This is a genomic window from Arthrobacter sp. 10N43 (assembly GCF_056394525.1).
In genome coordinates, this window is sequence record NZ_JBFTIA010000005.1 from 159,621 (window position 1) to 184,650 (window position 25,030).

Consider the following 25,030-nt stretch of genomic DNA (forward strand, 5'->3'; position numbering starts at 1 on the left):
ACGGCCCCTACGGCGGCGAGGCGGTGGCCGCCGCGCACCAGCGGACCGCATCAGCGGACCGCGTCAGCGGACCGCATCAAAGGACCGCGTCAAAGGACCGTGTCAAAGGACCCGCTCAGCGGACCGCCTCACCAAACCGTGTCAGACGATCGCGGAAATGCCTGTGATCGCCCGGCCGGTGACGAGGGTATTGATTTCGTGCGTGCCCTCGTAGGAATAGATGGCCTCGGCATCCGCGAAGATCTTGGCCATCTCGAAGTCGGTCACGATCCCATTGCCGCCGAGGATGCTCCGGCCCAGTGCCACGCTTTCACGCATGCGGGCCGTGGTGAACGCCTTGGCCAGGGCCGACTGCTCATCCTTGGCCTCGCCCGCGTCCTCGAGCTGGGACAGCCTGACCATCATGCCCATGGAGCTGACAGCGTTGCCGAGGATCTGCACCAGCTGGTTCTGGACCAGCTGGAAGGAGGCAATCGGGCGGCCGAACTGGCTGCGTTCCACGGCGTAGCGCCGGGCGACGTCGAAGGCTGCGAGCTGCTGTCCCACTGCCTGCCAGGCCACGGCGAGGCGGGTGACCTTCAGGACCTTGTTGGTGTCGCGGAAGCTGTTGGCGTTGGCAAGCTTGAAGAAGTCCGGCACCACTACGTTCTCCAGCGTGATGTCGGCGTTTTGAACCGTGCGCAGCGAGATCTTGTTCTCGATCTTCGTGGCACTATAGCCCTCGGTCTTGGTGTCGACGAGGAAGCCCTTGACCTGGTTGTCCTCGACGTCCCGGGCGTAGATGACCACCCAGTCGGAGAAGGTGGCGTTGCCGATCCAGCGCTTGGCCCCGTTCAGGATCCAGTTCCCGCCCTCGCGCCGCGCCGTGGTCCGCGTTCCGCCGGCGACATCGGAGCCACCGAGGGGTTCAGTGAGGCCGAATGCGCCGATCTTCTTGAGCGAGTAGATGTCCGGGAGCCAGGCGTCCTGCTGCTCCTGGGAGGCAAGGGCTTCGATAGAGCCGGTGAACAGCCCGTCGTGGACACCCATGAAGGTGGCGATCGACGTGTCCGCACGGGTGGCTTCGGCGTGCAGGATTCCGGCGAACAGGTTCGAATAGCCCTGCCTCCTGACCGGGCTGACCAGGTCGATTTCGGCAAGCTTCGGGATCAGCTCCATCGGGAACTCAGCGCGATTCCAGCAATCCACGGCGATCGGCTTGACCTCGCGGGCCAGGAACTCGCGGACCTCGGCCAGCCTGTCCTGCTCCTTGGCACTGAGGAGCTGCTCGAAAGCGAAGAAGTCGCCATCGGCGTAGGGCAAGTTGTGGATGTCGATTGCAGCTTTGGACATGATGTTCCTTCACTCGTGGTCAGCGTCGACCTAAAGGACGCGGGGCTTCGCGCCGGCGATATGTTACTGGTCAGTAACATATCGCAGTTTGGAGGCGCCTGCAAGCGCCCGCTCGCCCACGAAAAAGGAGCCGTGGCCGACATCGTACGTCAGCCACGGCTCCGCTTTTTCGTGGGGGTTGCGGGCTCCGGATGAGGAGAATTCCGCAGAATGGTAGGGCTACTCGGACTTGAACCGAGGACCTTAGGATTATGAGTCCCGCGCTCTAACCAGCTGAGCTATAGCCCCTTGCGCCCGGAACCAGGCCTGGCCCGCGGGGGCCGGATTGATTCCGGGCAAAAATACTCTAGCAATAGTAGACGCATCACACGTGCAGGCGGCCACCGGAGAGCGCCCAGCCCGCAGGCGAAGCGTCCACCTACGGCCTGCCGAGCCCTCAGCCGGACCGCCGCAGACCGCCGCAGACCGCCGGAGGCAGCCTGCCTAGACCACCAGGTCGTCGTAGCTGGCGCCCCGGTAGATGTCCTCAAAGGTCTGCAGCGTGCGCGCGATGCCATGGTTCTCCACCATTTCGCGGCTGGTCTTGCCCATCGCCTCGCGCTCGTGCGCGGGCAGCGAGAAAACGCGCTCCAGCTTTGCGGCGAGGTCATTGCTGTCGTTGGGCGTGAAGAGGAAACCGTTTTCCCCTTCGCGCACCAGGTGCGGCAGCGCCATGGCGTTGGCCAGCAGGACCGGCGTCGAGGCCGACATCGCTTCGAGGGTCACGAGGGACTGGAGTTCTGCCGTGCCGGGCATGCAGAACACATCGGCCGTGATGTAGGCCCTGCGGAGGTCCGCGTCGCTGGCCAGTCCGAGGAATTTGACCCTGTCCGTCAGTCCGAGGCGGGCCACCTGGGCCTCGAGGGCCGGACGGACTTCCCCGCCGCCAACGATTTCCAGGTGGATGTCCAGGTCCTTGGGCGTTTTAGCCAGGGCGTCGATCAGCACGTCCACATGCTTCTCCTCGGCCAGGCGGCCGGCAAAGAGTGCGGTTGGGCTGGCATGGCGCTCCACGGTTTCGCCGGGACCCAGCTCGTAGGCGGAGGCATCGATGCCGTTGGAGAGCGGCAGGACCTTGCGGAGGAAGGCATGCTGGTGCATGGCCTTGGCGGCGAGCGGAGTGGGCGTGGTCACCACATCGGCCTGGCCCATCACCTTGCCCATGTCCTTCCAGGAGATGCGCCCGATAATGTCCTTGAACCATTGCGGGAACGGCAGGAAGGGGTTCAGGTTTTCCGGCATGAAGTGGTTCGTCGCCACTACCCGGATCCCGCGCTTCACGGCCTCGTAGAGGACGTGCTCGCCAATCATGTAGTGGCTCTGGATGTGCACCACGTCCGGCTGGATCCGGTCGAACAGGAGTCCGATTTCCTTCTTGATCTCCCAGGGGAAGGTGACCCGGAAGTACTCGTGCGTGGGCACGGAGTGGGAGCGCAGGCGGTGGACGGTGGCTTCCTCGCTGAACTCGCTGTAGCTCGCGCCCTTGCCCGGGCGGCAGGCCAGGACGTGCACTTTGTGTCCGCGTGCCGTCATACCCTTGGCGAGGCGGTAGCCGAACTGGGCCGCGCCGTTGACGTGGGGCGGATAGGTGTCAGCGGCAATCAGGATGGTCAGCGAGGGCTGGTTGTCGGACTTGGTCACGTGAAGAGCTCCTGGTGGTCGCTGTGCGGACAGCTGGATCAATGGCGGCCGGCTGGCGGTCGGCGCAGGCGCGCCGGGCCTGCAGCCGAAGTCTGGACTGATGCCCTAGGACCTGCCCGCCGCCTTCCGCGCGTCCTTCTTGCGCTTGGTGACTTCCGGGTGGTGCCTGGAAAGGGCTATGACTCCCACGATAGCAAGCAATGCGGCCGTCCCCATGGCAATAGCCGTCACAGGCTGGACATCCGGGCGCAGTTCGCCCAGGATCACGATGCCGATCGCGATGCCTACAATCGGGTCGATCACAGTCAATCCGGCGATCACAAGGTCCGGCGGTCCGCTGGAGTAGGCGTTTTGGACAAACCACGATCCCAGGGCGCCGGCAGCAATAATCGCAACCACGCTGTACCACGGCACATTCAGCAGGAACTGTCCGTTGGGATCGAGCAGATGCCTGCCAATGATGCGGGTCAGGACAGCCACGAAGCCGAACAGGACGCCGGCGCCGAGGATATAGACGAATGCGCTCAGGCGGTGCCTGAACAGGATGGCGAGTGTGCCGAAAAGCCCCACAGCCAGGGCAAGAAGCAGCACGATGGTCAGCTCGTCCGAGGCACTGACGTTGTGGTTCTCCTGGGTCGCGTTGACGGCCAGCAGCACGAAAAGCGCTGAGCCGGTCACGCAGCAAGAGATCGCCACAACCGTTGCCCGGTTCATACTCAGGCCCTGGTCCTTGGTGTTGACCACGGTGGTGATGACCAGCGCAATCGCGCCGATCGGCTGCACCACCGTCAAGGGGGCCATGACGAGGGCGACGGCGTTCATCGCCATCCCGGCGCAGAGCAGCAAGAGCCCGAAAACCCAGCGCGGATTGCGGGCGAGCCGCAAGAGGCCGTGGCTGCTCAGCGCCAGGCCGCCGGTATCGGCCTTGACCGCGCTGCCTTGACGCTGGGCGCCAAACGCCAGGCAGAAGGCGCCGAGGACCGCAAGCAAAACCGCAAGCCAGACCATCAGCGGGTGCCGCCGTCGTGCTCGCGGAGTTGCCGGCCCTTGCCAATGATGGCCCAGACGTAGTTATAGGCCGCGATCCAGTGCCCTACCAGGCCCAGGCCCAGGAAGATCCACGCGAGGGTGGCGTAGACCTCGGCGGCGGGCACCGGGAGTTTGGACAGCACCAGCAGCGGTGTGCCCACGAGCAGCAGGCCCGTGCGGATCTTTCCGATGCGGCTCACCGGCAGGTCCGGGTGGCCATGGAAGTAGAACAGGGACAGGGCCAGCAGGACCGCGTCGGGGACCAGCAGCGCGGCGAGATACCACCACTGGACGACGCCGGCGATCACGAGGGTGACCGCTACGGCGATCAGCGACAGCCTGTCGGCGATGGGGTCCATGACCCGTCCGAGGTTGGACATCTGGTTGAAGCGGCGGGCGATGTAGCCGTCCACCCAGTCGGTGCTGGCCATGATGGCGAGCACGAGGGCACCGTAGCCGTACGCGTGCTCGGCGAGGACCAGCCAGATGAACAGGGGAACGCCAAGGAAGCGCACCACCGTCAGGACATTGGGAACCGTGAAGACCGCATCGCGGTGGACGAGGGGCTGCCCGGGGCGGGCGCCAGCGCCGATGAACTTCATCGATTCCCCCTTTCCGTGGACGGCAACGGTTTGGCGTTCGGCTTCAGGGGCCCGCCTATCCCTTCATCAGCCTGCGCACCAGGACCGCAAGGGCGGCCCCGGATGCGGCGAGCACAGCAAGAGGCTTCCAGCGCTGCATGATCTTGGCCGCAAGGCCCTGCCCGTCAGCGGATGTGGGCGACCACGACGAGGAGCGGGCTGAGGAGCGGAGGCCTGCGATCTTGTCGCCGAGCTGCTCCTTGCCGTCCTGCAGCCGGGCCTGGGTGACGGCCAGCAGGCTCTGGGCCTGGGTCTTGACATCGAGTTCCCGGCCGAGGTTGTCCCGGACTTCGGTGAGATGCGTGCGCCGCTGATCCAGCCGGCGCAGGAGTTCGGCCTCTGTGAGGACGGGCCCGAGGTCGGGCTTCGCGGCAGCCTGGGCTTCCTTTTCCGCCTTTGCCTTGGCAGCAGCGGCTTCCTTGGCGGCCTTCGCGGCTTTGTACTTTTCGGAGTTCGGGTCCAGGACCGAGGCGTCGAAGGCGGAGCCTTCCTTGGCGATGCCGAGATCATGCTTGAGTCCCCGGATGGTCTCCTCGGGGACCAGCGGCATGAGCGCCTTGAACTTCCTGAGCCCGATCAGCGCCCCGATCACGGCGATGACCAGGCAGACCGCACAGACCAACAGGGCTGCGAGCCATGCCGGCATGATCGTGGCCAGACCCATGATCGCGGCCACGACGAGTCCGATCACCAGGAGCGCTACGAAGACCAGGGCGACGGCGAAGAAGGCGCCGGCGACGCCGAGCTTGACTCCCTTGCGCTTAAGTTCGGCCTTGGCCAGAGCAATCTCGTCATTGAGCTGTCGGGGCGCCAGCGTGAAGATTGTCTTTACGGTTTGCGGGAGCTCGGAGATGCGCAACCCGCTGTTTGTCCCGCCGCTGTGACGTCCGCTCATCGGTCCCGCCTAACTGGTGCCATCCGTCGATCCGCTACCGCGGGCTTGCCGGGTCTGGACAGCTTCGCACAGACCCCGGTGTCAAAACTATCATTTCGGCTCGTGGGAGGCCTTTTCGGGCAAGGCGTGGCGCGCCCGCCCAACCACCCGTCGGGCAGGTGTGCGGGCCCTAGGATGGACCTCTGTGAGCACACCCCCCAATCCCGGTGATTCCCTGACCCGCCGTCGTAAATTCCTGTACATCCTGACGCTCGGCGCGTTGACGGCCCTCGGGCCGTTCACTGTGGATCTCTACCTGCCTGCGTTCCCGGCCCTGGAAGACAGCCTTGGCGTCTCCGAGGCCGCTGTGCAGCTGACGCTCACGGGGACGACCATCGGGTTCGCGCTGGGGCAGCTCGTAGTGGGCCCGCTGAGCGACAAGTTCGGCCGGCGGCTGCCCCTGATCCTGGCGACGGCGGTACACATCACGGCATCGCTGGGCGCCGCCCAGTCCACGGACATTGCCACGCTGGGCTTCTTCCGTATCCTGATGGGCATCGGGGCTGCCGGCGGCGGCGTGGTGGCCATGGCCATGGTCCGGGACCTGTTCAGCGGCTACGCCATGGTGCGGATGTTCTCTCGGATGGCCCTGGTCAACGGCCTGGCCCCGATCCTCGCCCCGGTGATCGGCTCCCAACTGCTGTTGCTGATGCCTTGGCCGGGCATCTTCCTGTTCCTGGCCGCCTACGGGACCTGCGTCATCATCGCGGCCCTGTTCGTGATCCGGGAGACCCTGCCACCAGAGATGCGCGGCAAGACCGGGATGACCGCGCGCCAACGCTACAAGGTGCTGTTCTCCGACCGGATCTTCGTGGGCCTGCTGCTGGTGGGCGGCATGAACTTCGCGGGCCTCTTCGCCTATCTCTCCGCCTCGCCGTTCCTGTTTCAGAACGTCTACGGTTTCACGCCCCAGCAGTACGGCCTGCTCTTCGGCATCAACTCCCTCGGCATCGTGGCGGGTGTTCAGACCAGTGCCCGGCTCATCAGGCGCGTCCCGCCGCAATGGATCCTGGCTTGCTCCACCGCCTGGATGTTCGTCATGGCCGTCCTGATCGTCATCTTCGACCAGCTCGGCTTCGGGCTGTGGGGCGTCCTGGTGCCCCTGTGGTTCTACATCCTCGGCGCCGGCTTCACGTTCCCCACCGTGCAGGTGCTCGCCCTGGCCAAGCACGGCGCCCAGGCCGGAACCGCGGCGTCGCTTCTCGGCGCGGCGACCTTCATGATGGCGGGTCTTGTCTCCCCGGTGGTCGGCTGGCTCGGCGTCGGGTCCGCGACCCCCATGGGCGCCGTCCAGGCCGTCTGCATCCTGCTGGCAGCCGCGGCGCTGTGGCTGGTCGTCCGCCCAAGTACGGTCCCCCCGATCCAGTAACGGACTCCCGGCGGCCGCCCCGGGGGGGACATGCCCATTCTTCGAGGCCTCCCTGCGGGACATGCCCGTTTCTTCGCAGCTCGCCGCGAGGGACATGACACCCGCGGGGACATCGATTAGAACATGCCCATTCTTCGAGGCCTCCCCCGCGGGACATGCCCATTCTTAGCGCCGAGGACTGGGCACGGGGGCATTATGTCCACTCGCCAGGGCCGGGACTGGGCATGTCCCCCCGGGCCCTTTTCGGAACTGAGCACCCACCGGGCATGGACAGGACATGCCCGTTCTTAGGGCTCCCCAGAGGGACATGCCCATTCTTGGAGGCCTCCCCCGCGGGACATGCCCATTCTTGGCGCCGAGGACTGGGCACGGGGGCATTATGTCCACTCGCCAGGGTCAGCACTGGGCATGTCCCGCGGGCACCCCTGACATAGCGAGCCGTCGCCCCCTGCCCCCGACACACCCGCACCCTGTTCGACGTCCGCGGCGGGCGATAAAGTTATTTCATGCCCGACAGGCAGGACCACCAGCCCCTTCCGGCCACATGGCAGCGGTGCGACTCCGGAATCCTGCCCCTGTGGTGGGATCGGTTGTGCAGCCAGACCAGTCCGCAGTCGGCGGCCCTGTACGCCTCCGGGCTGTTCACCGAAGACCGCCGGCGCCCGATTGCCCAGTGGTACAACCCCGCGTATGACTCCGCCCTCCTGGTGGCACCGGAAAGCTCCCCGGAATGGCCGGTGCAAAGGTTCGGCATCTTCTACGCGCCCCCGGGCGGCGGATTCACCCAGGTCCATTCGGCGCCGCACGAATGGCACCCGCGCGAGCCGCGGAAGTCCCCCACGGAGCGGGAGGCCTTCGAGGCCGCCGTCGCCGAGGCCCAGCGTTTTCTCCAGGTGGAAATGTACTTCGTCTGAGCCGGCAAAGGCCAGCACAAGCCCCGGCAGCCGCCAACGGCCACAACGAAAACAAAGCAGCGCGACAAGAACCAGGGAAATAAAAAAGGTCCCGCGGCGGGTTTTCACCTGCCGCGGGACCTGTCCGCTCCTCCTGCTGGACTTGAACCAGCAACCCTTCGATTAACAGTCGAATGCTCTGCCAATTGAGCTAAGGAGGAATGAAGCAGGTATGACATTAGCAAAGGTTTCGCCGGTAGGGAAATCGGCGGCGGGGCCAGTGCCGGCAGGACGCGAAATACCCCCTCCGGGTATAAAAAAGTCCCCGTTCCGGAACCCGGAACGGGGACTGCGCGCTCCTCCTGCTGGACTTGAACCAGCAACCCTTCGATTAACAGTCGAATGCTCTGCCAATTGAGCTAAGGAGGAATGAAGCGGGTATAAGCCTAGCAAACACCAGCCCGGGAAACGAAATCGGCGGCTCAGGCGTCCGCGCGCAGGGACCGCCGCTGCATCTCCAGCTGCATGAGCTCGCGATTGAGCCGCTGGAATTCCTCGGGATCGGCCGAGGCGTCCAGACGCTGCAGCTGGCCCATTTTCTCGGCCTTCACCCTGGTGATCTGGAGTTCGAACAGGCGCGCGAGAATGTCCTTGCAGTAGCGCTGGACGCCCTCGGGCGTGCTGGCCGGCAGGGGCACGACAGCGAGTTCGGACACGAGCGGCCGCAGCGGCTCGGGGACCTCGTGGAGCAGCTGCTCCACCCAGCGCACCGGGTCTCCGGCGAACGCCAGTCCGGCGGCACGGATGGCCTCGTGGATGGCGAGGTAGGCGGGCGTGGAGAACCGCGCTTCCGAGAAACGCTGCCACGTTTCGCCCACCAGAATGCCGGGCTCCTGCAGTGCGACTTCGAGCGCCTGGCGCTCCATCGCTGCCACGGGATCCCGCGGATCCGGCCGGTTGAAGGACGGAAGCACGTCCGACGGCGGCAAGGGGGCGACACCCGGTCCCGGCCCCGCAAAGCCGCGGCCGGACCCGGCATAGCCCTGCCCGCCGCCTTGTCCCGGCGCGTTCCCGTGGCCGTGGCCGGTGCCCGGCGGGGCCGAGGCAGCCTGAGCGGCACGCTTTGTCGCCGCTCCGACGGCCCTGCTGACCTCCTCGACCGGCATTCCCAGCCAGCCGGCCAGCTCCCGGGCGTAGGCTGGCCGGATACCGGCGTCGCGGATTTGGGCCACCACGGGCGCGGATTCGCGCAGGGCAGCGATCCTGCCCTCCACGGTGTCCAGGTTGTGCCGTTTCAGGGTGGCCCGGATGGCGAACTCGAACAGCGGGCGGCGGCTCGCGATCAGGTCCCGGACGGCGGAATCGCCCTTGGACTGTCGGAGTTCGCAGGGGTCTGCGCCGCTGGGCTCCACAGCCACGAAGGTTTGCGCGACGAACCGCTGGTCCTCTTCAAAGGCGCGCAGGGCGGCCTTCTGCCCGGCGGCGTCGCCGTCGAAGGTGAAGATGACCTCTCCCCCGCTGCCGTCGTCGGAGAGGAGCCTGCGGGCGACCTTGATGTGCTCGGTGCCGAAGGCAGTGCCGCACGTGGCCACGGCCGTCGGGATGCCGGCCAGGTGGCAGGCCATGACGTCGGTGTAGCCTTCCACGACCACGAGCTGCCGGTCCTTGGCGATGTTTCGCTTGGCGAGGTCGATCCCGTAGAGGACCTGGGATTTCTTGTACAGCGCGGTTTCGGGTGTGTTGAGGTACTTCGGGCCCTGATCGTCCTCGTAGAGCTTGCGGGCGCCGAAGCCGATGGTGTCGCCGGCGATGTCCCGGATGGGCCAGATCAGCCGGCCACGGAAACGGTCGTAGATTCCCCGGCCGCCTTCAGAAAACATGCCGGTGAGTTTGAGCTCGGGGTCGGTGTAGCCGCGGCCGCGGAGGTGCTTGAGCAGCGAGTCCCAGCCCTGCGGCGCATAGCCCACGCCGAACTGCTCCGACGCGGCACGGTCAAAGCCCCGCTCGTACAGGAAGTTTCGGCCCTCCGCCGCGCCCGGGGTGAGCAGTTGGGCGCGGAAGTATTCGTCGGCGATCTTGTGCGCGTCCAGCAGCCGCTGGCGCCGGCCGATGTCCTCCCGGTTGGGTCCGGAGCCGCCGTCCTCGTAGTGGAGTTCGAAGCCGATCCGGTGGGCCAGCTTTTCCACGGCCTCGTGGAAGGAGGTGTGGTCCAGCTTTTGGACGAAGGAGATGACATCGCCGTCCTCGCCGCAGCCAAAGCAATGGTACCGGCCAACCTGGGGCCGGACGGTGAAGGAGGGTGAACGCTCGTCGTGGAAGGGGCACAGGCCTTTGTAGGAACCCAGCCCGGCCCCCTTGAGCGTCACGTAGCCATCGATGACTTCCTTGATGTCCGTGCGCTGGCGTACTTCGTCGATGTCTTCGCGTTTGATCAGGCCGGCCACAGTGCCATCCTAGTCCCCGGGTACGACACCGGTCCGCCGGCCACGGTCCCCGTCACCACAGCGACGGCAGGCTGCCCACGAGGCGCTCGTACATGGCCAGGGCCGAGCCGTCGGTCAGCGATGCGACCTGGTCGATCACGACGCGCAGCCGCGCGCCGTCGTCCGCGGCGTCGCGCCAGTCGGCGGCGAACATCGGCTCCAGGTGGCGGTCGCCCGTGGCGCTGAGGGCGGTGACGAGGGCGTGCAGGACCTCGCGCTGGCGCTCGTAGATGGGCTGCCGGTGTTCGGTGGTCATCACGAAGGTGGTGGCCAGGCCCTTCATCACCGCGATTTCCATGACGGTGTCATCCGGGACGATCAGCTCGGCGTTGTAGCGGGTCAGGTTTTCCGGGCCGTAGACGGCGCGGGTGGCTTCCAGGGCGCTCTGGCAGAAGCGGCCGATGAGCTGGCTGGTCATGTCCTTGAGCGCCGCCATGGCTTTGCGGCTGCCGTCGGCCTCGCGCACCCAGACGTTCGTGGCTTCCAGCCGGGCCAGGGCCGCGTCGATCGCGGCGGGTTCGTTGTGCGGCAGGTACCACTGCTTGGCGTAGCCGACGACGCGGGCGCGGTGGTCCGGGTTGTCCATCCAGCGCAGCTGGAAGTGGCCCGCGACGATCGCGTCCTCGACGTCGTGCACCGAGTAGGAGATATCGTCCGCCAGGTCCATGACCTGGGCTTCGAGGCAGGACCGGCGTTCCGGGGCGCCGTCGCGGATCCAGCCGAAGATGGGGAGGTCGTCCTCGTAGGCGCCGAACTTGCTGGTCCGCTCGCCGTGGATGACGGGCGCGTTCACGGCGGACCACGGGTACTTGGCGGCGGCGTCGAGGCTCGCCCGGGTCAGGTTCAGGCCGGCAGGCCGGCCGTCCGCGGCCAGGACCTTCGGCTCCAGCCGGGTCAGCAGCCGCAGCGTCTGGGCGTTGCCCTCGAAGCCGCCAATTCCATGGGCGACCTCGTTGAGGGCCGATTCGCCGTTGTGGCCGAAGGGCGGGTGGCCGAGGTCGTGGCTGAGGCACGCAGTGTCCACGACGTCGGGGTCGCAGCCGAGCGCGCGGCCCAGCTCACGGCCCACCTGGGCCACCTCGAGGCTGTGGGTGAGCCGGGTCCGGACGAAGTCGTCAGTATCGGGGGCCACCACCTGGGTCTTCGCGCCGAGCCGGCGCAGCGCCGAGGAGTGCAGGACCCGGGCACGGTCGCGCTCGAAGTCGGACCGGTAGGTGCTCTTGGGCGGCTCTTCGACCCAGCGGGCGGAGTCGCGGGAGGTGTAGCCGTCCAGGACGGGGGCGGTGGTCCGGGTCTCAGCCACCGGAGACGTCCAGTTCGGCGAAGGAAATGTCGCGGGTCTGCTCGTCATCCAGCGTCCGGTTGAGCAACCAGTCCTTGGGCAGCGCGGGCTTTTTGGGAGAGCCGGCGCGGCCGCGCGGGCCCTCGGCGTCGTTTCCCGGATACGGTGAGTCGAGGTCCAGCTGGTCCAGGGTTCCGCGCAGCACCTCAAGGCTGGTGACGAGCGCAAGTTTGGTCCGCAGTTCGCTGCCGACCACATAACCCTTGAAGTACCAGGCAATGTGCTTGCGGATTTCGCGCAGGGCCTTGCCCTCATCCCCGAACGTCTCGACCATGAGTTCGGCGTGCCGGTACACGCTCTCGGCCACCTGGCGCAGATCCGGCCGGTAGCGCTGCTCGCTGCCTTCGAACGCGGCCATGAGATCGCCGAACAGCCACGGCCGGCCCTGGCAGCCGCGGCCGACGACGACGCCGTCCACTCCCGTTTCGCGGACCATCCGGACCGCGTCCTCGGCGGACCAGATGTCACCGTTGCCCAGGACGGGAATGTCCGGCAGGGCCTCGCGCAGCCGGGCGATGGCGGACCAGTCGGCCTGGCCGGAATAGAACTGTGCGGCCGTGCGGCCGTGAAGGGCGACGGCGGCGACCCCGGAATCGCGGGCAATCCGGCCGGCGTCTAGGTATGTCAGGTGGTCATCGTCGATGCCTTTGCGCATCTTGATGGTCAGCGGAATGTTGCCCTTGGAGGCTTCCTTGACGGCGGTCTGGACGATCGAGGTGAAGAGGTCGATCTTCCACGGAAGGGCGGAGCCGCCGCCACGCCGGGTGACTTTGGGGACGGGGCAGCCGAAGTTGAGGTCGATGTGGTCCGCCCGGTCTTCCTCGACCAGCATCCGGACCGCCTGGCCGACGGTCACGGGGTCTACGCCATAGAGCTGGACGGAGCGGACTTTTTCGTCGTCGTCGTGCGAGATGATGCGCAGCGACTCCGGTGTGCGCTCGACGAGGGCACGCGAGGTGACCATCTCCGCCACATACAGGCCGCCGCCGTATTCACGGCACAGCCTTCGGAAGGCGGAGTTGGTGATGCCCGCCATGGGAGCCAGGATCACGGGGGTGTCCACGGTGATCGGGCCCAGCTTCAGGGGCGGGAGTTCCAGCTTGGGGGCGGGAGGCGTTGCTACAACAGTCACCCGACCATTGTCTCAAAGCCGGGCAAATCGGCCCGGTCCCCGCTTCGGCTATGTGGAAATCTTCCGCTGCGCGGGAAACGCCGGGTGCCGCCGCGGCCCGGAACGGAGACCGCTTTCGTCCGGGTTAGGGCCCGGATCAACTCCAGATCGAGGCCGGATCAGCTGCGCAGGGCGGCGCGCCGTCCGCGCCGGGTGGCAGGGCCGGCGTCGTCGGGCCCGCCGCCTGCGGACCCGGCGTCGTCAGCGGCCTCAACATCGCCGTACCCAACACTGCCGGACTCGACACTGTAGGGCCCGCCGCCGCCGGCCGCCGAGCCTGCGAGCGCGGCGACGGGGACCGCATCAGTGGCCCCAGCCCCAGTCCCCTTGGCTGCATGGCCATTGATTCCGGTGGCCTTGACCACCAGCACCGCGATGAGCGTGGTGACCGGAACGGCCAGGACGAGCCCCACGGAACCGACGAGCGTGCGGATGACTTCCTCGGAGAGTTCGGCGCTGGTGAGGGCGTCCCCGAGCGGACGTTCGTAGAGCATGACCAGGATCAGGACGGGCAGGGCCGCGCCGGCATAGGCGAACGCGATGGTGTAGACCGTGGAGGCGATGTGGTCCCGGCCAATCCGCATCGCGGACGCGAACAGCTGCCGGGCACTGGTCTCGGGGGCGAGTTCCCACAGTTCCCACACAGCAGAGGACTGCGTAATGGTGACGTCGTTCAGCACGCCGAGGCCGGAAATGATCAGCCCGCACAAAATGATGCCGGAGATCGAGATGTTGTCCGACATGTTGGTGAGCGTGGCGGCGTCGTGGCTGCCCACACCGGCGAGGTTGGCGGCGTCGGTGGACCAGGCCGCCAGCAGCGCTGTAATGGCGAGGCCGAACATCGTCCCCAGCAGCGCCGTCGACGTGCGGGCGGAGAAGCCATGGGCGAAATACAGCACCCCGATCATGATCACCGTGGAACCCACGAGAGCCAGCAGCAGCGGCGGCTTTCCTTCGACCAGCCCGGGCAGCATGAAGGAGACGAGCACGACGTAGGCGCCGACAAGTCCGATCAGGGCCCGCAGGCCGCGCCAGCGCGCCACCGCGATTACGACGACGGCGTAGAGCACCGCCAGGAAGATGATGGGCAGCGTCCGCACGAAATCGACGAAGACGTAGGCCGGTGCACCCTGGCCGGTGGCGCCCTGGGCTTTGGAGAGGTTGAGGTAGCGGATGTTGTCCCCGGGCTTCACGCCGTGGGATTTCGCGATGTCAGGGTTGATGACCACCTTCACCGGGTTGCCGCCCTTGTCCGGCTCGGTGTAGGCGAAGGTGCACTGCGATCCCTCCTGCGGTGCCTGCACGGCAGGGTCGCCGCCCGCCTGGGCGTCCGAGCAGCTGCCGACGACGACGCGCTGGATCTTGCCGGTGTCAAACGTCACGCCCGGAGCCGCCGCGTAGGGGCTGGCCAGCGTGATGCCTTCCTTGCTTCCCGAGGGCCACATGAGCACCATGGCCGCCAGGGTCAGCAGCGTCAGCGGGATCAGGATGGCAGCCAGGATCCAGTTGGCCTTCTTCCGCGCCGCGCGCGTCTGGGGCGTCGGCTCCGAATGTTCAGTATGGGAATGGGTGTGTCCGGCGCCCATCAGCAGTTCAACCTCATGCCGAAAACTTTACGGCGTGGGCGGGCGTGGTCCGGACGGATGACGCGGCACGCCGGGCAGTGCCGGCGTTCCGGCGGGAGGTCCAGCTAGGCCGGAGCGATGTTTTGGTTGACGTGGAAGAAATTCTGGGGATCGTACTTGGCTTTGACGTCGCGCAGGCGGCTGTAGTTCGGACCGTAATTCTCCGCAATCCTGGGCAGGTCATCGCCGTCCATGAAGTTGATGTAGCCGCCGGGAGCCGAATAGGGCCGCAGCGCGGCCGCGTAGTCCCGCACCCAGGCGATGTTGGCCTCGTTGTCCGCGGGGTCCATCCACTGCGCCGCGATCACGGGCGAAAACTTCACGTTCCGGTTGGCGAACGCCGTGTCCGTGGCGCCCACCCGCTGGACAGCACCATCGATGGGGTAGATATGTACCGCTGTCTGCACGCTGGGGACCTTGGCGCCGTGTTCGATGTGGGCAGCGATGGCACCGTCATTGAGCTCCGCCAGGAAATCGGCTTTCCAGTAGGCCTGCATGCCCGGAGGCTGCAGCGGGTCGAAAGCCGAGTTCAACGCGGGGTACGGCATCGGCCCCACCATGAATCCGGCCGGTTGCGCGACGTCCAGGAACGGCTGCCAGCGTGCCGGTCCTTCCGCCGGGTCGCCGGTCCACATGCCGACGACGACGCACACCGGTTTCCCGTGCCACTCCTCGGGCAGGAACGGCACCGGCGGGCCCTGGTGGAAGCCCATGAAAGCCCCAAACTCTTCCGGGGCGGAAGCCATGTGGTCCCGGTAGAACCTTGCCACCGACTCCGCATGCTCGATGGGGTAAATGATGATGCCGGCGTGGACCATGTCCACGGGGTGCATCCGGTACTCGAACGAGGTCACGACGCCGAAGTTCCCGCCGCCGCCGCGCAGCGCCCAGAACAGGTCCTGGTTCTCGCTTTCGCTGGCGGTAAGGAATTTTCCCTCCGCCGTGACGACGTCGGCTGAGAGGAGGTTGTCGCAGCTGAGCCCATACTTGCGGCTCAGGTAGCCGATGCCCCCGCCGAGGGTCAGCCCGGCGATGCCGGTTGAGCCGACAATGCCGCCGGGAGTTGCCAGCCCGAAGGCATGGGTCGCGTGGTTGAAGTCGGCCCACGTCGCACCGGCCTCCGCGCGCGCCGTCGCGGCCGCGGGATCGACCCGGACCCCTCTGGTGTTGGAGAAGTCGATGACCAGGGCGTCATCCCACGTGCCAAAGCCGGGGGCGCTGTGCCCTCCCCCGCGGACCGCCAAATCCAGGGAGTTGTCCCGGGCGAAGTTGACGCAGGAGATGACGTCGGCCACTTGGGCCACCTGGGCCACCGCTGCCGGCCTCTTATCGATCATGCCGTTGAAGACCGCACGCGCCGCGTCGTAGCCGGCGTCGCCGGGCGTGATGATCTGCCCGCGGACTTGCTCGCGAAGGCCATCGAACTTTGTTCCGTTCATTTTCTATACCGTCGATTTCGTGGGATTCGACCCGGACGGTTTTTTGCGCTCCCAGCCGGCGTGGCGCCCGGAGGTTTACCTGCACATGCCTACTCTCCCCGCAATCCCCCGTCAAGGGCACTTTGGCGGGCCGCACCCATCGCCGGTGGCACCGGCTCCGAATCCACACTAGGCACCCCTCTGCCTTGACGGGCGGGGGCGGAGACCTAGGGTTGGTTATTGACGGACGAAGGACCGGAAGGACACACGTGGCGATGCGCAAACTAGACGACCGCGAACCGGAGGCGGGCCGATCCGGGCCCGCCGCCAAGGCCGTGCTGAGAATCGCCGAGGCCGCCGGGGAGACCCGCGGAGTCGCGCTGGTCCTGCACGGCGGGAGGGCCGACAGCTACGATCCGGTCCGCGGCCGGCACCTGAGCCCGGCCCGGATGCAGCCTTTCGCCCGTGCGCTGAACCGGCAGGGCGGCCCGCACGGGCTGGCCGTGTGGACCCTGCGGAACCGGTACCGCGGCTGGAACGGCAAGGACATGTCACCCGTGCAGGATGCCCGCTGGGCGCTGTCCCGGATCAGCAAGGAACATCCCGGCGTACCGGTGTACCTGCTGGGCCACTCCATGGGAGGGCTCACGGCACTGTGCGTAGCCGACGACCCCCAAGTCGAGGCCGTCGTCGCGCTCGCCCCGTGGCTCAATCACGAAACTCCCATCGGACCGGTCACCGGCCGCAGGGTCCTGATCGTCCACGGCACCGAGGACCGCTGGACCAGTCCGGCGAACTCGTTGGACTACGCCCGGCGGTCTGAGGGCGTCGCGGCTTCCGTCGACTATGTCTCCCTCCGGGGTGCCGGCCATTTCATGTTCCGCCGGGTTGGACTGTGGAACACGCTGGCGAACGGCTTCGTCCTGGCCGCCTTTGGCGAGGCCACGGGAGCCGACGTCTCCACCGCCACGGCGGCGCTCCGCGGCGCTCTCGGCAGCGCCGTGCCGGCGGCCGGTGCCCGCATGCCGGTGGTGTTGTGATGCCGCCGTTCCCGCTTGATGCCTTCCTTGCCAGCCTCCCGTGGGTCATCGCCGGATTGGTGGTGCTGCTGGCGCTGACCTTCGCGGTTGCCGTCCGGCAGAACCGGCACTCCGTCATTGACACCGTCTGGGGCCTTGGTTTCGTGGTGGTGGCCGGCATCTCCTGGGCGCTCTCCGCCGGGTACGGCGACGCCGGCCGGCGGCTGCTGCTCCTTGTCATGGTCGCGGTGTGGGGCATCCGCCTTGCCGTCCACATCGGGCTTCGTGCCCGCGGCGGCCACGAGGATCCGCGCTATGTGGCCATGCTCGCCGGAGCTCCGGGATCACGCAATGTCTATGCCCTGCGCCGGGTCTACCTGCCCCAGGGCGTGGTGATGTTCTTCGTCTCGCTCACCATCCAGGTCGGCATGTTCGCCACCGGAAGCGTGGGCTGGCTGGCCTTCGCCGGCGTCCTGCTCTGGATCCTTGGCTTCGTGTTCGAGACGGTCGGCGACTGGCAGCTGACCCGGTTCAAGGCCGATCCCGCCAGGCGCGGCACCGTCCTCAACACCGGCCTGTGGCGCTACACCCGGCATCCGAACTACTTCGGCGACGCCGCCGTCTGGGCCGGGCTTTTCCTCGTGGCGGCCGATTCGTGGCCCGGCGTCCTGACAATCCTCTCCCCCGCCCTGATGATCTGGACACTCGCCGGCAAGACCGGGAAGCCGCTGACGGAAAAGGCAATGTCGGCTCGGCCCGGCTACAAGGAGTACATCGACTCCACGTCCGGTTTCCTGCCCCTGCCGCCCCGGCGGACAGGCGGCCCAAAGGCCGGCGGGCAACAGGCCGGCGGGCACTGACGTGCGGGGGCAGGCCAGGTCCGGCGCCGGCTCCGTCCTGGGCTGGCGGCCGAAGCGCTGGCGGCCGAAGCGGTGGAGGCCACAGCCCAGCGACCGCTTCTACCGTTTCATTGTCCGCACCGGGCTGGCGCTGCGATGGCTGTTCCGGATCCGCGTCCTTATCACCGGCCAGGAGCACCTGCCGCACCACGGACCGGCAGGGGCCTCCCGGCAGTATGCTTCCCCACTGAAGGTCTCCGCCCGCGGCCCGTCGCGCACGGTGGTGCCCGGCCAGGGGGCCGTCATCGCGATCACGCACTTCGGTTACCTGGACTTTGCCTTTGCCGAAATGCTGCTGTGGTGGAACAACCGGGCCCAGTTGCGCTTCCTCATCACCCAAGGAGCCGCCGACCACTGGTTTGCCGGGCCTGCGGTCAGCGCGGCCGGGCACGTCGTGGTCGGCTACGGCTCGGGGACCCACGCCTACGACGCCGCGGTCGCCCGGCTGAAGGAGGGCGAGTACATCGGCATCCTGCCCGAGGCCGGCGTGAGCCGCAGCTTCACGGTCCGCGACTGCAAGACCGGCGCCGTTCGGATGGCCGCCGAGGCCGGCGTGCCGATCATCCCGGTCTCCGTCTGGGGCGCCCACCGGCTGATGACCCGCCACCACGCCTTCTCGCCGTGGCGTGCCTGGCGTGCCCCGGTCCGCATCCACGTGGGCGAACCCCTGCTTCCGGGCTCACTCCCGGACCCGGCAGACGACGCCCAGCCCGCCACGGCGCGCCTGGCCAGGACCCTCCAGGACGGGATCGACGTCGGGATTGCAGACTTCCCGCTGAACCCGGCGCCGGGAGCCTGGTGGATGCCGGCCGGACGCGGCGGCGGCGCCCCGACGGAAGAGGAACGACGCCGGCTCGACGAGGCCGACGGCCCGCGGCGCGCAGGGGCCAGGCGCCGATAAGCCCCACTGCCGCTGCTGGCGGTCATGCCCAAGTAGCCGGGCCGCGCCATTAAACGACAACTGACCCGCAGCTGCGGCCGTTATCACGCTTCATAACGGCCGCCAGCTGCGGGTCAATCGGGTTATATGGTCAGTTCGGTTGCCTACACCGGGTCGGAGACAACCAGTGTTTCCGAGCCCTGGACATGGGCCTTGCCGCTCTCGAGCAGCGGTTCGACGACGGCGCGCAGGGCGGTCATCGCGTCGTCCAGTTCCAGCATCACCGGGTGCTGGTAGGCGATCAGGGCCAAAAGATCCCGGACGGCGGTCAAGGCTTCCTCCGCGCCCAATGCGGGCTCGTGGCCGAGGAAAACCTCAGTGGGCTCGCCCGAGGCTGCACCGGAGCCGTCGGCGTCGGCGCCGGGAATGCCCTGCGCGTAGCTGATGGCAAAGCCCTCCAGCCGGCCCTTGCGGCTGGCCGCGACGCCGTGTCCGAAGGCACTGGCCTTGGGCGCCCGCAGAACGATCGCGCCGTGGGCGCCGCTGAGATCATCCAGGAACAAACGCTGCACCGTGGCAACGCTCAGCTCCCCCGGACTGTCCCAGCCGTGCACGGCGGTGTAGTAGCGGCCCACGACGTCGCTGAGCTCCACCGAGCCGGTGGCCAGGTCTTCGACCTGATCGGTGGCCGCGGACTCCGAACCGTCGCCGAACACCGGCAGCTTCAGCGGCGCCGGGTCCACGACGATCAGGCGGGACCGCTGGATCGGGGCCAGGCCCGCGGCCTCGGCAAACGCCGCCCCGGGGGTGCCCGGCTCCACCTTGCAGCGCAGTTTGGACACTCCCGACGGCGCCTGGGCGGCCTCGTGCCGCAGCATGCTCAGCAACGTGGACCCCAGACCCACGCGGCGGTGGTCCCGGGCGACCTCGACATACGCCCAGAGCCGTTCCGGATGCAGTGAGGCCTCGTGGACCACGGCCGCCGCCACGGGAATGGCGACACCGTCCACGACGTCCTCGGCCACAATGCAGCGGCGCCACGGCGAGTTGCCCGAGGGCGCCAGCGTGCCGCGGAACTGTCCGGCCTGGACCGTCTCGGGACCGCCCCAGACTTCCAGCAGCGCGAGGTCGTCGCCCTCCCGCCACTCCCGGTATTCGATGGCCATGATCAGGCGCCGATCAGCCGCGCGGCCAGGTAGCCCTCGACCTTGTCCAGGGACACGCGTTCCTGGCTCATGGTGTCGCGTTCGCGGATGGTGACGGCCTGGTCGTCCAGGGTCTCGAAGTCCACGGTGATGCAGAACGGGGTGCCGATCTCATCCTGGCGGCGGTAGCGGCGGCCGATGGCGCCGGCGTCGTCGAACTCGATGTTCCAGCTCTTGCGCAGCTGCGCGGCGAGGTCCTTGGCCTTCGGGGACAGGTCCTCGTTGCGGCTCAGCGGCAGCACAGCGGCCTTGACCGGGGCCAGGCGCGGGTCGAGCTTGAGCACGGTGCGGATGTCCACGCCGCCCTTGGCATTGGGGGCCTCGTCCTCGGTGTAGGCGTCGATCATGAAGGCCATGAACGAGCGGGTGAGGCCGGCGGCCGGCTCGATCACGTACGGGGTGTAGCGCTCGTTCGTGGCCTGGTTGAAGTAGCTCAGGTCCGCGCCGGAGGCCTTGGCGTGGGTGGAGAGGTCGAAGTCGGTGCGGTTGGCGATGCCCTCGAGCTCGCCCCACTCCGAGCCCTGGAAGCCGAAGCGGTATTCGATGTCCGTGGTGCCCTTGGAGTAGTGGCTGAGCTTGTCCAGCGGGTGCTCGAAGAAGCGCAGGTTCTCTTCGCGGATGCCCAGGCCCGTGTACCAGGACATGCGTTCCTTCATCCAGTACTCGTGCCACTGCTCGTCCGTGCCGGGCTCGACGAAGAATTCCATCTCCATCTGCTCGAATTCGCGGGTGCGGAAGATGAAGTTGCCCGGCGTGATCTCGTTGCGGAAGGACTTGCCGATCTGGCCGATGCCGAACGGGGGCTTCTTCCGCGAGGTGGTCAGGACGTTGCCGAAGTTCACGAAGATGCCCTGGGCCGTTTCGGGCCGCAGGTAGTGCAGGCCTTCCTCGCTGGCGACGGGGCCCAGGTAGGTCTTGAGCAGGCCGGAGAATTCGTGGGGCTCGGTCCACTGGCCGCGGGTGCCGCAGTTGGCGCAGGCGATGTCCTTCAGGCCGTTCTCGGCGGGACGGCCCTTCTTCTCCTCGTATTCTTCCTCGAGGTGGTCCGCGCGGTAGCGCTTGTGGCAGGACAGGCACTCCACCAGCGGGTCGGAGAAGACATCCACGTGGCCGGAGGCCTCCCAGACCTGGCGGGGCAGGATGACCGAGGAGTCCAGGCCCACGACGTCGTCGCGGCCGCGGACCACGGACTGCCACCACTGGCGCTTGATGTTTTCCTTGAGCTCGGCGCCGAGGGGCCCGTAGTCCCAGGCAGAACGGGAGCCACCATAGATTTCACCGGCCTGGAAAACGAATCCCCGTCGCTTGGCGAGGGAAATGATCTGGTCGAGGACGGATTTTGCTGCCATGGGAACTCCAATTTTGTACAGGGCCGCTGGGTGCGGTCCGCGGTGTCAGCCCCGGTCACCGGCTGGTTGCCGGGCGGGGTGATACGAACAATGCGATGCGTCTGGGCGATGCAATCTCCAAGCCTACCGGTTACCGCTTCAGCGCGCCCCGCGGCCAGGGCAGGGTGGCCAGGATGATGGCGCCAAGTGTCAGCACGGTGCCGAGGACAGTCGGAAGCGCGATCACGGTCCCGGGCACGGGCAGGATCAGGTCCAGTCCGAGGGAGCCCAGCAGCTGGCCGGCGATCATCCCGAGCCCGGTGACCAGCACGCCAAGGCTGCGGACCAGGAGGGCGCCGACGCCGATGAAGACGCAGCCGAGCGGGCCGCCCAGGTACAGCCACCACTGCGCCGGGAGCGGGTTGCCGGCGCCGGCAACGGCGAGCTTGATCAGCCAGGCCACCCACAGCAGGGTGGCTCCGGCGATGAAGTTCACCAGCGTCGCAGCGATCGGGGACCCGTAGTGGACGGTGGCCGTGCCGTTCATGGCCTGCTGGAAACTCATGAGGAAGCCGGCCAGAACCGGGAGCAGCAGGGGAAGCAGCAGCTGCACCCCGGACTCCCCGGCGCTGAACCGGGGCGACACGGCCCATCCGACGGCGGCGACGGTCAGCGCACTGCCCAGCACCCGGATGCCGGTGATGGGCCGCTTCCCCGCGGGCCCGATTCCGAGCCGGTCCACCAGCAGGCCGCTGAGGGTCTGTCCGGTCACGGCGGCAACGGTGAAGAGGGCGACGCCAAGCAGCGCCACAGTGAAGGACTGGGCGAAGACGAAGAGGGCCCCGATGCAGCCGGCCAGCACGTAGTAGGGCGGGAACTGCCGCTCCCGCACCGCGGGCACGATCCGCGCCAGCCCGGCCCGGCCCTTCGGCAGCGCCAGGGAAATGACCGCCATCACCACCAGTCCGGTGCTGAAGCTGACGACGGCGGCGGCGATGCCGTCCCCCAGCGCCACCCCGAGGGCGCCGTTGATCCGGCCCTGGAGCGGGATGAACAGCCCCGCCGCGACGGCGATGGGCAGCCCCGCGATGAGCGGGAGCCGGGGGGTGTGGGTCATGGGTGTCACCTTTGGTCAGGCATCATTGCCTATATGAGCAATTCGGAATTCGAAGACATTACTATCCGCGACGACATGATCCGGCTGGGCCAGCTGCTGAAGCTGGCGAATCTGGTCGAGGACGGTGTGGAAGCCGCGGAGCTGATCAAGAACGGGCTGGTCAAGGTCAACGGCGAAATCGACGAGCGCCGCGGCCGCCAGCTTCACGACGGCGACACCGTCACCGTCAACAACCGGACTGTGCGGATCAGCGCGCCCGCAGCCTCCTAGCGGCCGGCGCGCCCGGTTGTTGGGGCGCGGCTGTTGGGGCGCGGCTGTTGGCCGGGTGCGCTTACTTCTTGGAGTTGAGCACTACGTGCGTGAGGAACTCGGAGACGTGGCCGATTTCCTGCTGGTTGATCCCGTGCCACATGCCCATGTAGAGGACCTTGGTGAGCTTCACGTGCTTGCGGACCCAGCCGACGGTGAAGTCGATCTTGTCCTCGGTGATTACCGGGTCCTGCTGGTCGCGGCCCCAGAACAGCGGCACGGTGCCGTCGAGTTCGCCGTCGTGGAAGCTGGGGTCATCGCCGGCGTCGACGACGAACCCTGAGAGGCCGACGACGGCGGCGAAGTCCGCCGGGCGCTGCCGCAGCAGCGTCGTCGCCATGGCCATGCCCATCGAGAACCCCAGCAGCGTCACCGACGGGTGGTTGGCCTTGACGCCGTCGAGCCAGTCCTGCACATACGCCGCGGCGACCTTGACGGCGTCGAGCGAATAGTCAATGGACGCCGTCAGCGGGAACCAGGTGAAGCCCGGACCCATGGGAAGCGGGGCACGCAGCGAGGCCACTGCGAATTCCTGCGGCAGCATCTCCGCCAGGCTGAGCAGATCCTGTTCGTTGGCCCCGTAGCCGTGCAGCAGGACCAGCAGCGGTTTGCCGGCCCGCTCCTGCTCCGGCTTGGACCACAGGACGACGGGCGCGGGACGGGCATCAGCGTGAGTCATGGAACCATTCTTACAGTTACCCGACGGTAACAACCTACGGTGGCGTAGCTTAACGTGAACAGTGCAGGATAAGAGGGTGAGCGAAACCGAAGCCATGGAAAATTCACCAGACACCTCAGCGGACACTTCGGCGGATACCGTCGTAACCCACCCGTGGACCCGCTACGTGGCCATGGGCGACTCCTTTACCGAAGGCATCGGCGACCCGGAGCCGGCCAGCCCGGGCGGCCACCGGGGCTGGGCAGACCGGGTGGCCGAAGAACTCAGCCGCGGGCACAACGACTTCGCCTACGCCAACCTGGCTGTCCGAGGCCGGCTCCTGCAGCAGATCGTGGACCAGCAAATGGCGCACTGCTTGTCCCTCAAGCCGGACCTCATCACACTCTCAGCCGGCGGCAACGACCTCATCCGCCCGGGTGGCGATCCCGACATACTGGCCGAAAAGCTGGACTCAGTGGTCCAGATCCTGAGCCTGGGCGGCGCCACCGTGGTCCTGTTTAACGGCCCGGACACCGGCTCCACCGTGCTGGGCCGGATCCGCAGCAAGGTGGCCATCTACAACGAGAACCTGCGCACCATCGCCGCGCGCCACGACGCCGTGATCGCGGACATGTGGTCGCTGCGACAGCTCAATGACCCGCAGATGTGGAATGTTGACCGGCTGCACTTCTCACCGCTGGGCCACCACACCATCGCGGCCATGGTGCTGGACTCCCTGAATGTCCAGCACACCCTGCAGCCGCTCTCCCCCAAACCGCTGCCGCAGCGCAGCTGGCGCGAGGCGCGCAGCGGGGACCTGGTGTGGGCCAAGGAGTATTTTGTGCCCTGGGTGGTGCGGCGGCTGCGGCACCGCTCCTCGGGAGACGGCGTGACGGCCAAGCGGCCCCTGGCTGGGCCGGTCTTCGGCCCCGGCGTTCCGCTGGGCTCGGGCGAAGGACCGCCCGGCGCCGAGGACGCGGTACGGTCCTGAGCCTGCGGGGCATAAGCTGGAGGAACACTTCTCCGGCCCGATGTTTGAGCCCGCAGACGAGAAGGCCCAGCAGCTGAAAGGCCCCATACCGTGAGCAGTATGTTCTTCTGGATCATCGTGTTGTCGTTCCTGATTCCCGTCGTCATGCGCTTCTACCGCAGGTCCGCCCGCGGCCGGAACCAGGGCACTCCTGGCCAGTTCGGCGGGTTCCCCGGCACCCCGGGAAACAACAACCAGAGCAACCAGCCGCGGGATGGCTACACCCAGCAGGACTACTTCGGCGGCTTCGGCCAGCTGGGCGCTCCCAGGCAGCCGGGACCGGCAAACGGGCAGTACCCGAACCAGCAGAACCCGGACGAGCAGTACCCGAACCAGCAGTTCCCGAATCCCCGGTTCCCCAACCAGCCGTTCCCGACCGAGCCGTACCCCGGCCAGCAGTACCCCAACCCGCCATATTCCGGTCCGGCGGGCTACCAGTCCCCGGTTCCCTACGAGGACAGCCCCGAATACCTGAACAACCCGCCGCAGCCGCAGCGGCAGACACCCCAGACTCCCCCCGCAGCGGAAGCGGCACAGCCGCAGGCGCCGTCGGCCCCGCTGGGGTACCGGGCGCGCAAGCTCGCCGAACTCGACCAGCAGTACAGCGACGGCAAGCTGTCCATGGAGGATTACATGGCCCAGCGCGCTGAAATCATGAAGGGCTAGGT

The 25,030-nt window shown here is 67.4% G+C and carries 22 protein-coding genes and 3 tRNA genes; 8 read left to right on the forward strand and 17 right to left on the reverse strand.

Going from position 1 to position 25,030, the window contains the following annotated elements:
- Positions 1-141 precede the first annotated feature (141 nt).
- The 6 genes from AC1DDO_RS12445 to AC1DDO_RS12470 all read right to left on the reverse strand — a co-directional run bounded on the left by AC1DDO_RS12445 (position 142) and on the right by AC1DDO_RS12470 (position 5,577).
- Positions 142-1,332: an acyl-CoA dehydrogenase family protein gene (locus tag AC1DDO_RS12445; RefSeq protein WP_441409354.1), complete on the reverse strand. Its 1,191-nt coding sequence runs from the start codon at positions 1,330-1,332 to the stop codon at positions 142-144.
- Positions 1,333-1,543: 211 nt separating this feature from the next.
- Positions 1,544-1,620 (reverse strand) — tRNA-Ile (locus AC1DDO_RS12450).
- A gap of 195 nt (positions 1,621-1,815) precedes the next feature.
- A complete protein-coding gene (locus AC1DDO_RS12455) occupies positions 1,816-3,012 on the reverse strand; it encodes a glycosyltransferase (protein WP_476869023.1) in 1,197 nt (398 codons plus the stop codon).
- 105 nt (positions 3,013-3,117) lie between these two features.
- Positions 3,118-4,020 (reverse strand): DMT family transporter, encoded by a 903-nt coding sequence (locus AC1DDO_RS12460; protein WP_476869024.1) that lies wholly within the window; start codon positions 4,018-4,020, stop codon positions 3,118-3,120.
- A complete protein-coding gene (locus tag AC1DDO_RS12465) occupies positions 4,020-4,643 on the reverse strand; it encodes a CDP-alcohol phosphatidyltransferase family protein (RefSeq protein WP_441409351.1) in 624 nt (207 codons plus the stop codon). Before AC1DDO_RS12465 ends, AC1DDO_RS12460 begins: the two co-directional genes overlap by 1 nt.
- Positions 4,644-4,698: 55 nt before the next feature.
- Positions 4,699-5,577: a phage holin family protein gene (locus AC1DDO_RS12470; RefSeq protein WP_476869025.1), complete on the reverse strand. Its 879-nt coding sequence runs from the start codon at positions 5,575-5,577 to the stop codon at positions 4,699-4,701.
- Positions 5,578-5,761: 184 nt separating this feature from the next.
- Between AC1DDO_RS12470 and AC1DDO_RS12475 the strand changes: the two genes are divergently transcribed.
- Together AC1DDO_RS12475 and AC1DDO_RS12480 are read left to right on the forward strand one after the other, a co-directional pair.
- Positions 5,762-6,985, forward strand: a complete 1,224-nt coding sequence (locus tag AC1DDO_RS12475) for a multidrug effflux MFS transporter (RefSeq protein WP_476869026.1) — start codon at positions 5,762-5,764, stop codon at positions 6,983-6,985.
- 506 nt (positions 6,986-7,491) lie between these two features.
- A complete protein-coding gene (locus AC1DDO_RS12480) occupies positions 7,492-7,899 on the forward strand; it encodes a hypothetical protein (protein WP_476869027.1) in 408 nt (135 codons plus the stop codon).
- 127 nt (positions 7,900-8,026) lie between these two features.
- Here the strand turns inward: AC1DDO_RS12480 and AC1DDO_RS12485 are convergent.
- The 7 genes from AC1DDO_RS12485 to AC1DDO_RS12515 all read right to left on the reverse strand — a co-directional run bounded on the left by AC1DDO_RS12485 (position 8,027) and on the right by AC1DDO_RS12515 (position 15,938).
- Positions 8,027-8,099: transfer RNA gene (locus tag AC1DDO_RS12485), tRNA-Asn, on the reverse strand.
- A gap of 135 nt (positions 8,100-8,234) precedes the next feature.
- A tRNA-Asn gene (locus tag AC1DDO_RS12490) sits at positions 8,235-8,307 on the reverse strand.
- A 53-nt stretch (positions 8,308-8,360) separates the two neighbouring features.
- Positions 8,361-10,322: a DNA primase gene (gene dnaG / locus AC1DDO_RS12495; RefSeq protein ID WP_476869028.1), complete on the reverse strand. Its 1,962-nt coding sequence runs from the start codon at positions 10,320-10,322 to the stop codon at positions 8,361-8,363.
- A gap of 52 nt (positions 10,323-10,374) precedes the next feature.
- Entirely contained in the window at positions 10,375-11,664 is a 1,290-nt protein-coding gene (locus tag AC1DDO_RS12500) for a deoxyguanosinetriphosphate triphosphohydrolase (RefSeq protein WP_476869029.1), read from the reverse strand.
- On the reverse strand, positions 11,657-12,835 hold the full coding sequence (dusB, locus tag AC1DDO_RS12505; RefSeq protein ID WP_476869030.1) for a tRNA dihydrouridine synthase DusB: 1,179 nt from the start codon (positions 12,833-12,835) through the stop codon (positions 11,657-11,659). Before dusB ends, AC1DDO_RS12500 begins: the two co-directional genes overlap by 8 nt.
- Positions 12,836-12,993: 158 nt before the next feature.
- Entirely contained in the window at positions 12,994-14,460 is a 1,467-nt protein-coding gene (locus AC1DDO_RS12510; protein WP_476869031.1) for a YibE/F family protein, read from the reverse strand.
- Between the two features lie 104 nt (positions 14,461-14,564).
- Complete coding sequence (locus AC1DDO_RS12515) at positions 14,565-15,938, reverse strand: FAD-binding oxidoreductase (RefSeq protein WP_476869032.1); 1,374 nt, start codon at positions 15,936-15,938, stop codon at positions 14,565-14,567.
- A 254-nt stretch (positions 15,939-16,192) separates the two neighbouring features.
- On the opposite strand from AC1DDO_RS12515, the gene AC1DDO_RS12520 reads away from it, so the two are divergent.
- The 3 genes from AC1DDO_RS12520 to AC1DDO_RS12530 are packed head-to-tail and all read left to right on the forward strand — an operon-like array spanning position 16,193 to position 18,736.
- Positions 16,193-16,957 (forward strand): alpha/beta hydrolase, encoded by a 765-nt coding sequence (locus tag AC1DDO_RS12520; protein WP_476971933.1) that lies wholly within the window; start codon positions 16,193-16,195, stop codon positions 16,955-16,957.
- The gene (locus tag AC1DDO_RS12525) at positions 16,957-17,796 is read left to right on the forward strand and encodes a DUF1295 domain-containing protein (RefSeq protein ID WP_476869034.1); all 840 of its coding nucleotides are present in this window, start codon (positions 16,957-16,959) and stop codon (positions 17,794-17,796) included. Before AC1DDO_RS12520 ends, AC1DDO_RS12525 begins: the two co-directional genes overlap by 1 nt.
- Before the next feature lie 37 nt (positions 17,797-17,833).
- Complete coding sequence (locus AC1DDO_RS12530; RefSeq protein WP_476869036.1) at positions 17,834-18,736, forward strand: lysophospholipid acyltransferase family protein; 903 nt, start codon at positions 17,834-17,836, stop codon at positions 18,734-18,736.
- Between the two features lie 143 nt (positions 18,737-18,879).
- Here AC1DDO_RS12530 and AC1DDO_RS12535 read toward each other — a convergent pair whose 3' ends face one another.
- The 3 genes from AC1DDO_RS12535 to AC1DDO_RS12545 form a co-directional block, all read right to left on the reverse strand.
- Positions 18,880-19,881, reverse strand: a complete 1,002-nt coding sequence (locus AC1DDO_RS12535) for a GNAT family N-acetyltransferase (RefSeq protein WP_476869244.1) — start codon at positions 19,879-19,881, stop codon at positions 18,880-18,882.
- Between the two features lie 2 nt (positions 19,882-19,883).
- Positions 19,884-21,269 carry a glycine--tRNA ligase gene (locus AC1DDO_RS12540; protein ID WP_441409340.1) on the reverse strand — a complete coding sequence of 462 codons (1,386 nt, stop codon included), beginning with the start codon at positions 21,267-21,269 and terminating at the stop codon, positions 19,884-19,886.
- 130 nt (positions 21,270-21,399) lie between these two features.
- A complete protein-coding gene (locus AC1DDO_RS12545) occupies positions 21,400-22,365 on the reverse strand; it encodes a DMT family transporter (protein ID WP_476869245.1) in 966 nt (321 codons plus the stop codon).
- A 33-nt stretch (positions 22,366-22,398) separates the two neighbouring features.
- Here AC1DDO_RS12545 and AC1DDO_RS12550 point away from each other — a divergent pair, with 33 nt between their 5' ends.
- A complete protein-coding gene (locus tag AC1DDO_RS12550; RefSeq protein ID WP_441409338.1) occupies positions 22,399-22,635 on the forward strand; it encodes an RNA-binding S4 domain-containing protein in 237 nt (78 codons plus the stop codon).
- Positions 22,636-22,696: 61 nt separating this feature from the next.
- On the opposite strand, the gene AC1DDO_RS12555 is transcribed toward AC1DDO_RS12550, so the two are convergent.
- A complete protein-coding gene (locus AC1DDO_RS12555; protein ID WP_476971934.1) occupies positions 22,697-23,353 on the reverse strand; it encodes an alpha/beta hydrolase in 657 nt (218 codons plus the stop codon).
- Positions 23,354-23,447: 94 nt separating this feature from the next.
- On the opposite strand from AC1DDO_RS12555, the gene AC1DDO_RS12560 reads away from it, so the two are divergent.
- Together AC1DDO_RS12560 and AC1DDO_RS12565 are read left to right on the forward strand one after the other, a co-directional pair.
- Positions 23,448-24,323, forward strand: coding sequence for an SGNH/GDSL hydrolase family protein (locus tag AC1DDO_RS12560; protein ID WP_441409503.1), 876 nt, complete (start codon positions 23,448-23,450; stop codon positions 24,321-24,323).
- A 99-nt stretch (positions 24,324-24,422) separates the two neighbouring features.
- Positions 24,423-25,028 carry a hypothetical protein gene (locus tag AC1DDO_RS12565; protein WP_476972065.1) on the forward strand — a complete coding sequence of 202 codons (606 nt, stop codon included), beginning with the start codon at positions 24,423-24,425 and terminating at the stop codon, positions 25,026-25,028.
- The last annotated feature ends 2 nt before the right edge of the window (positions 25,029-25,030 follow it).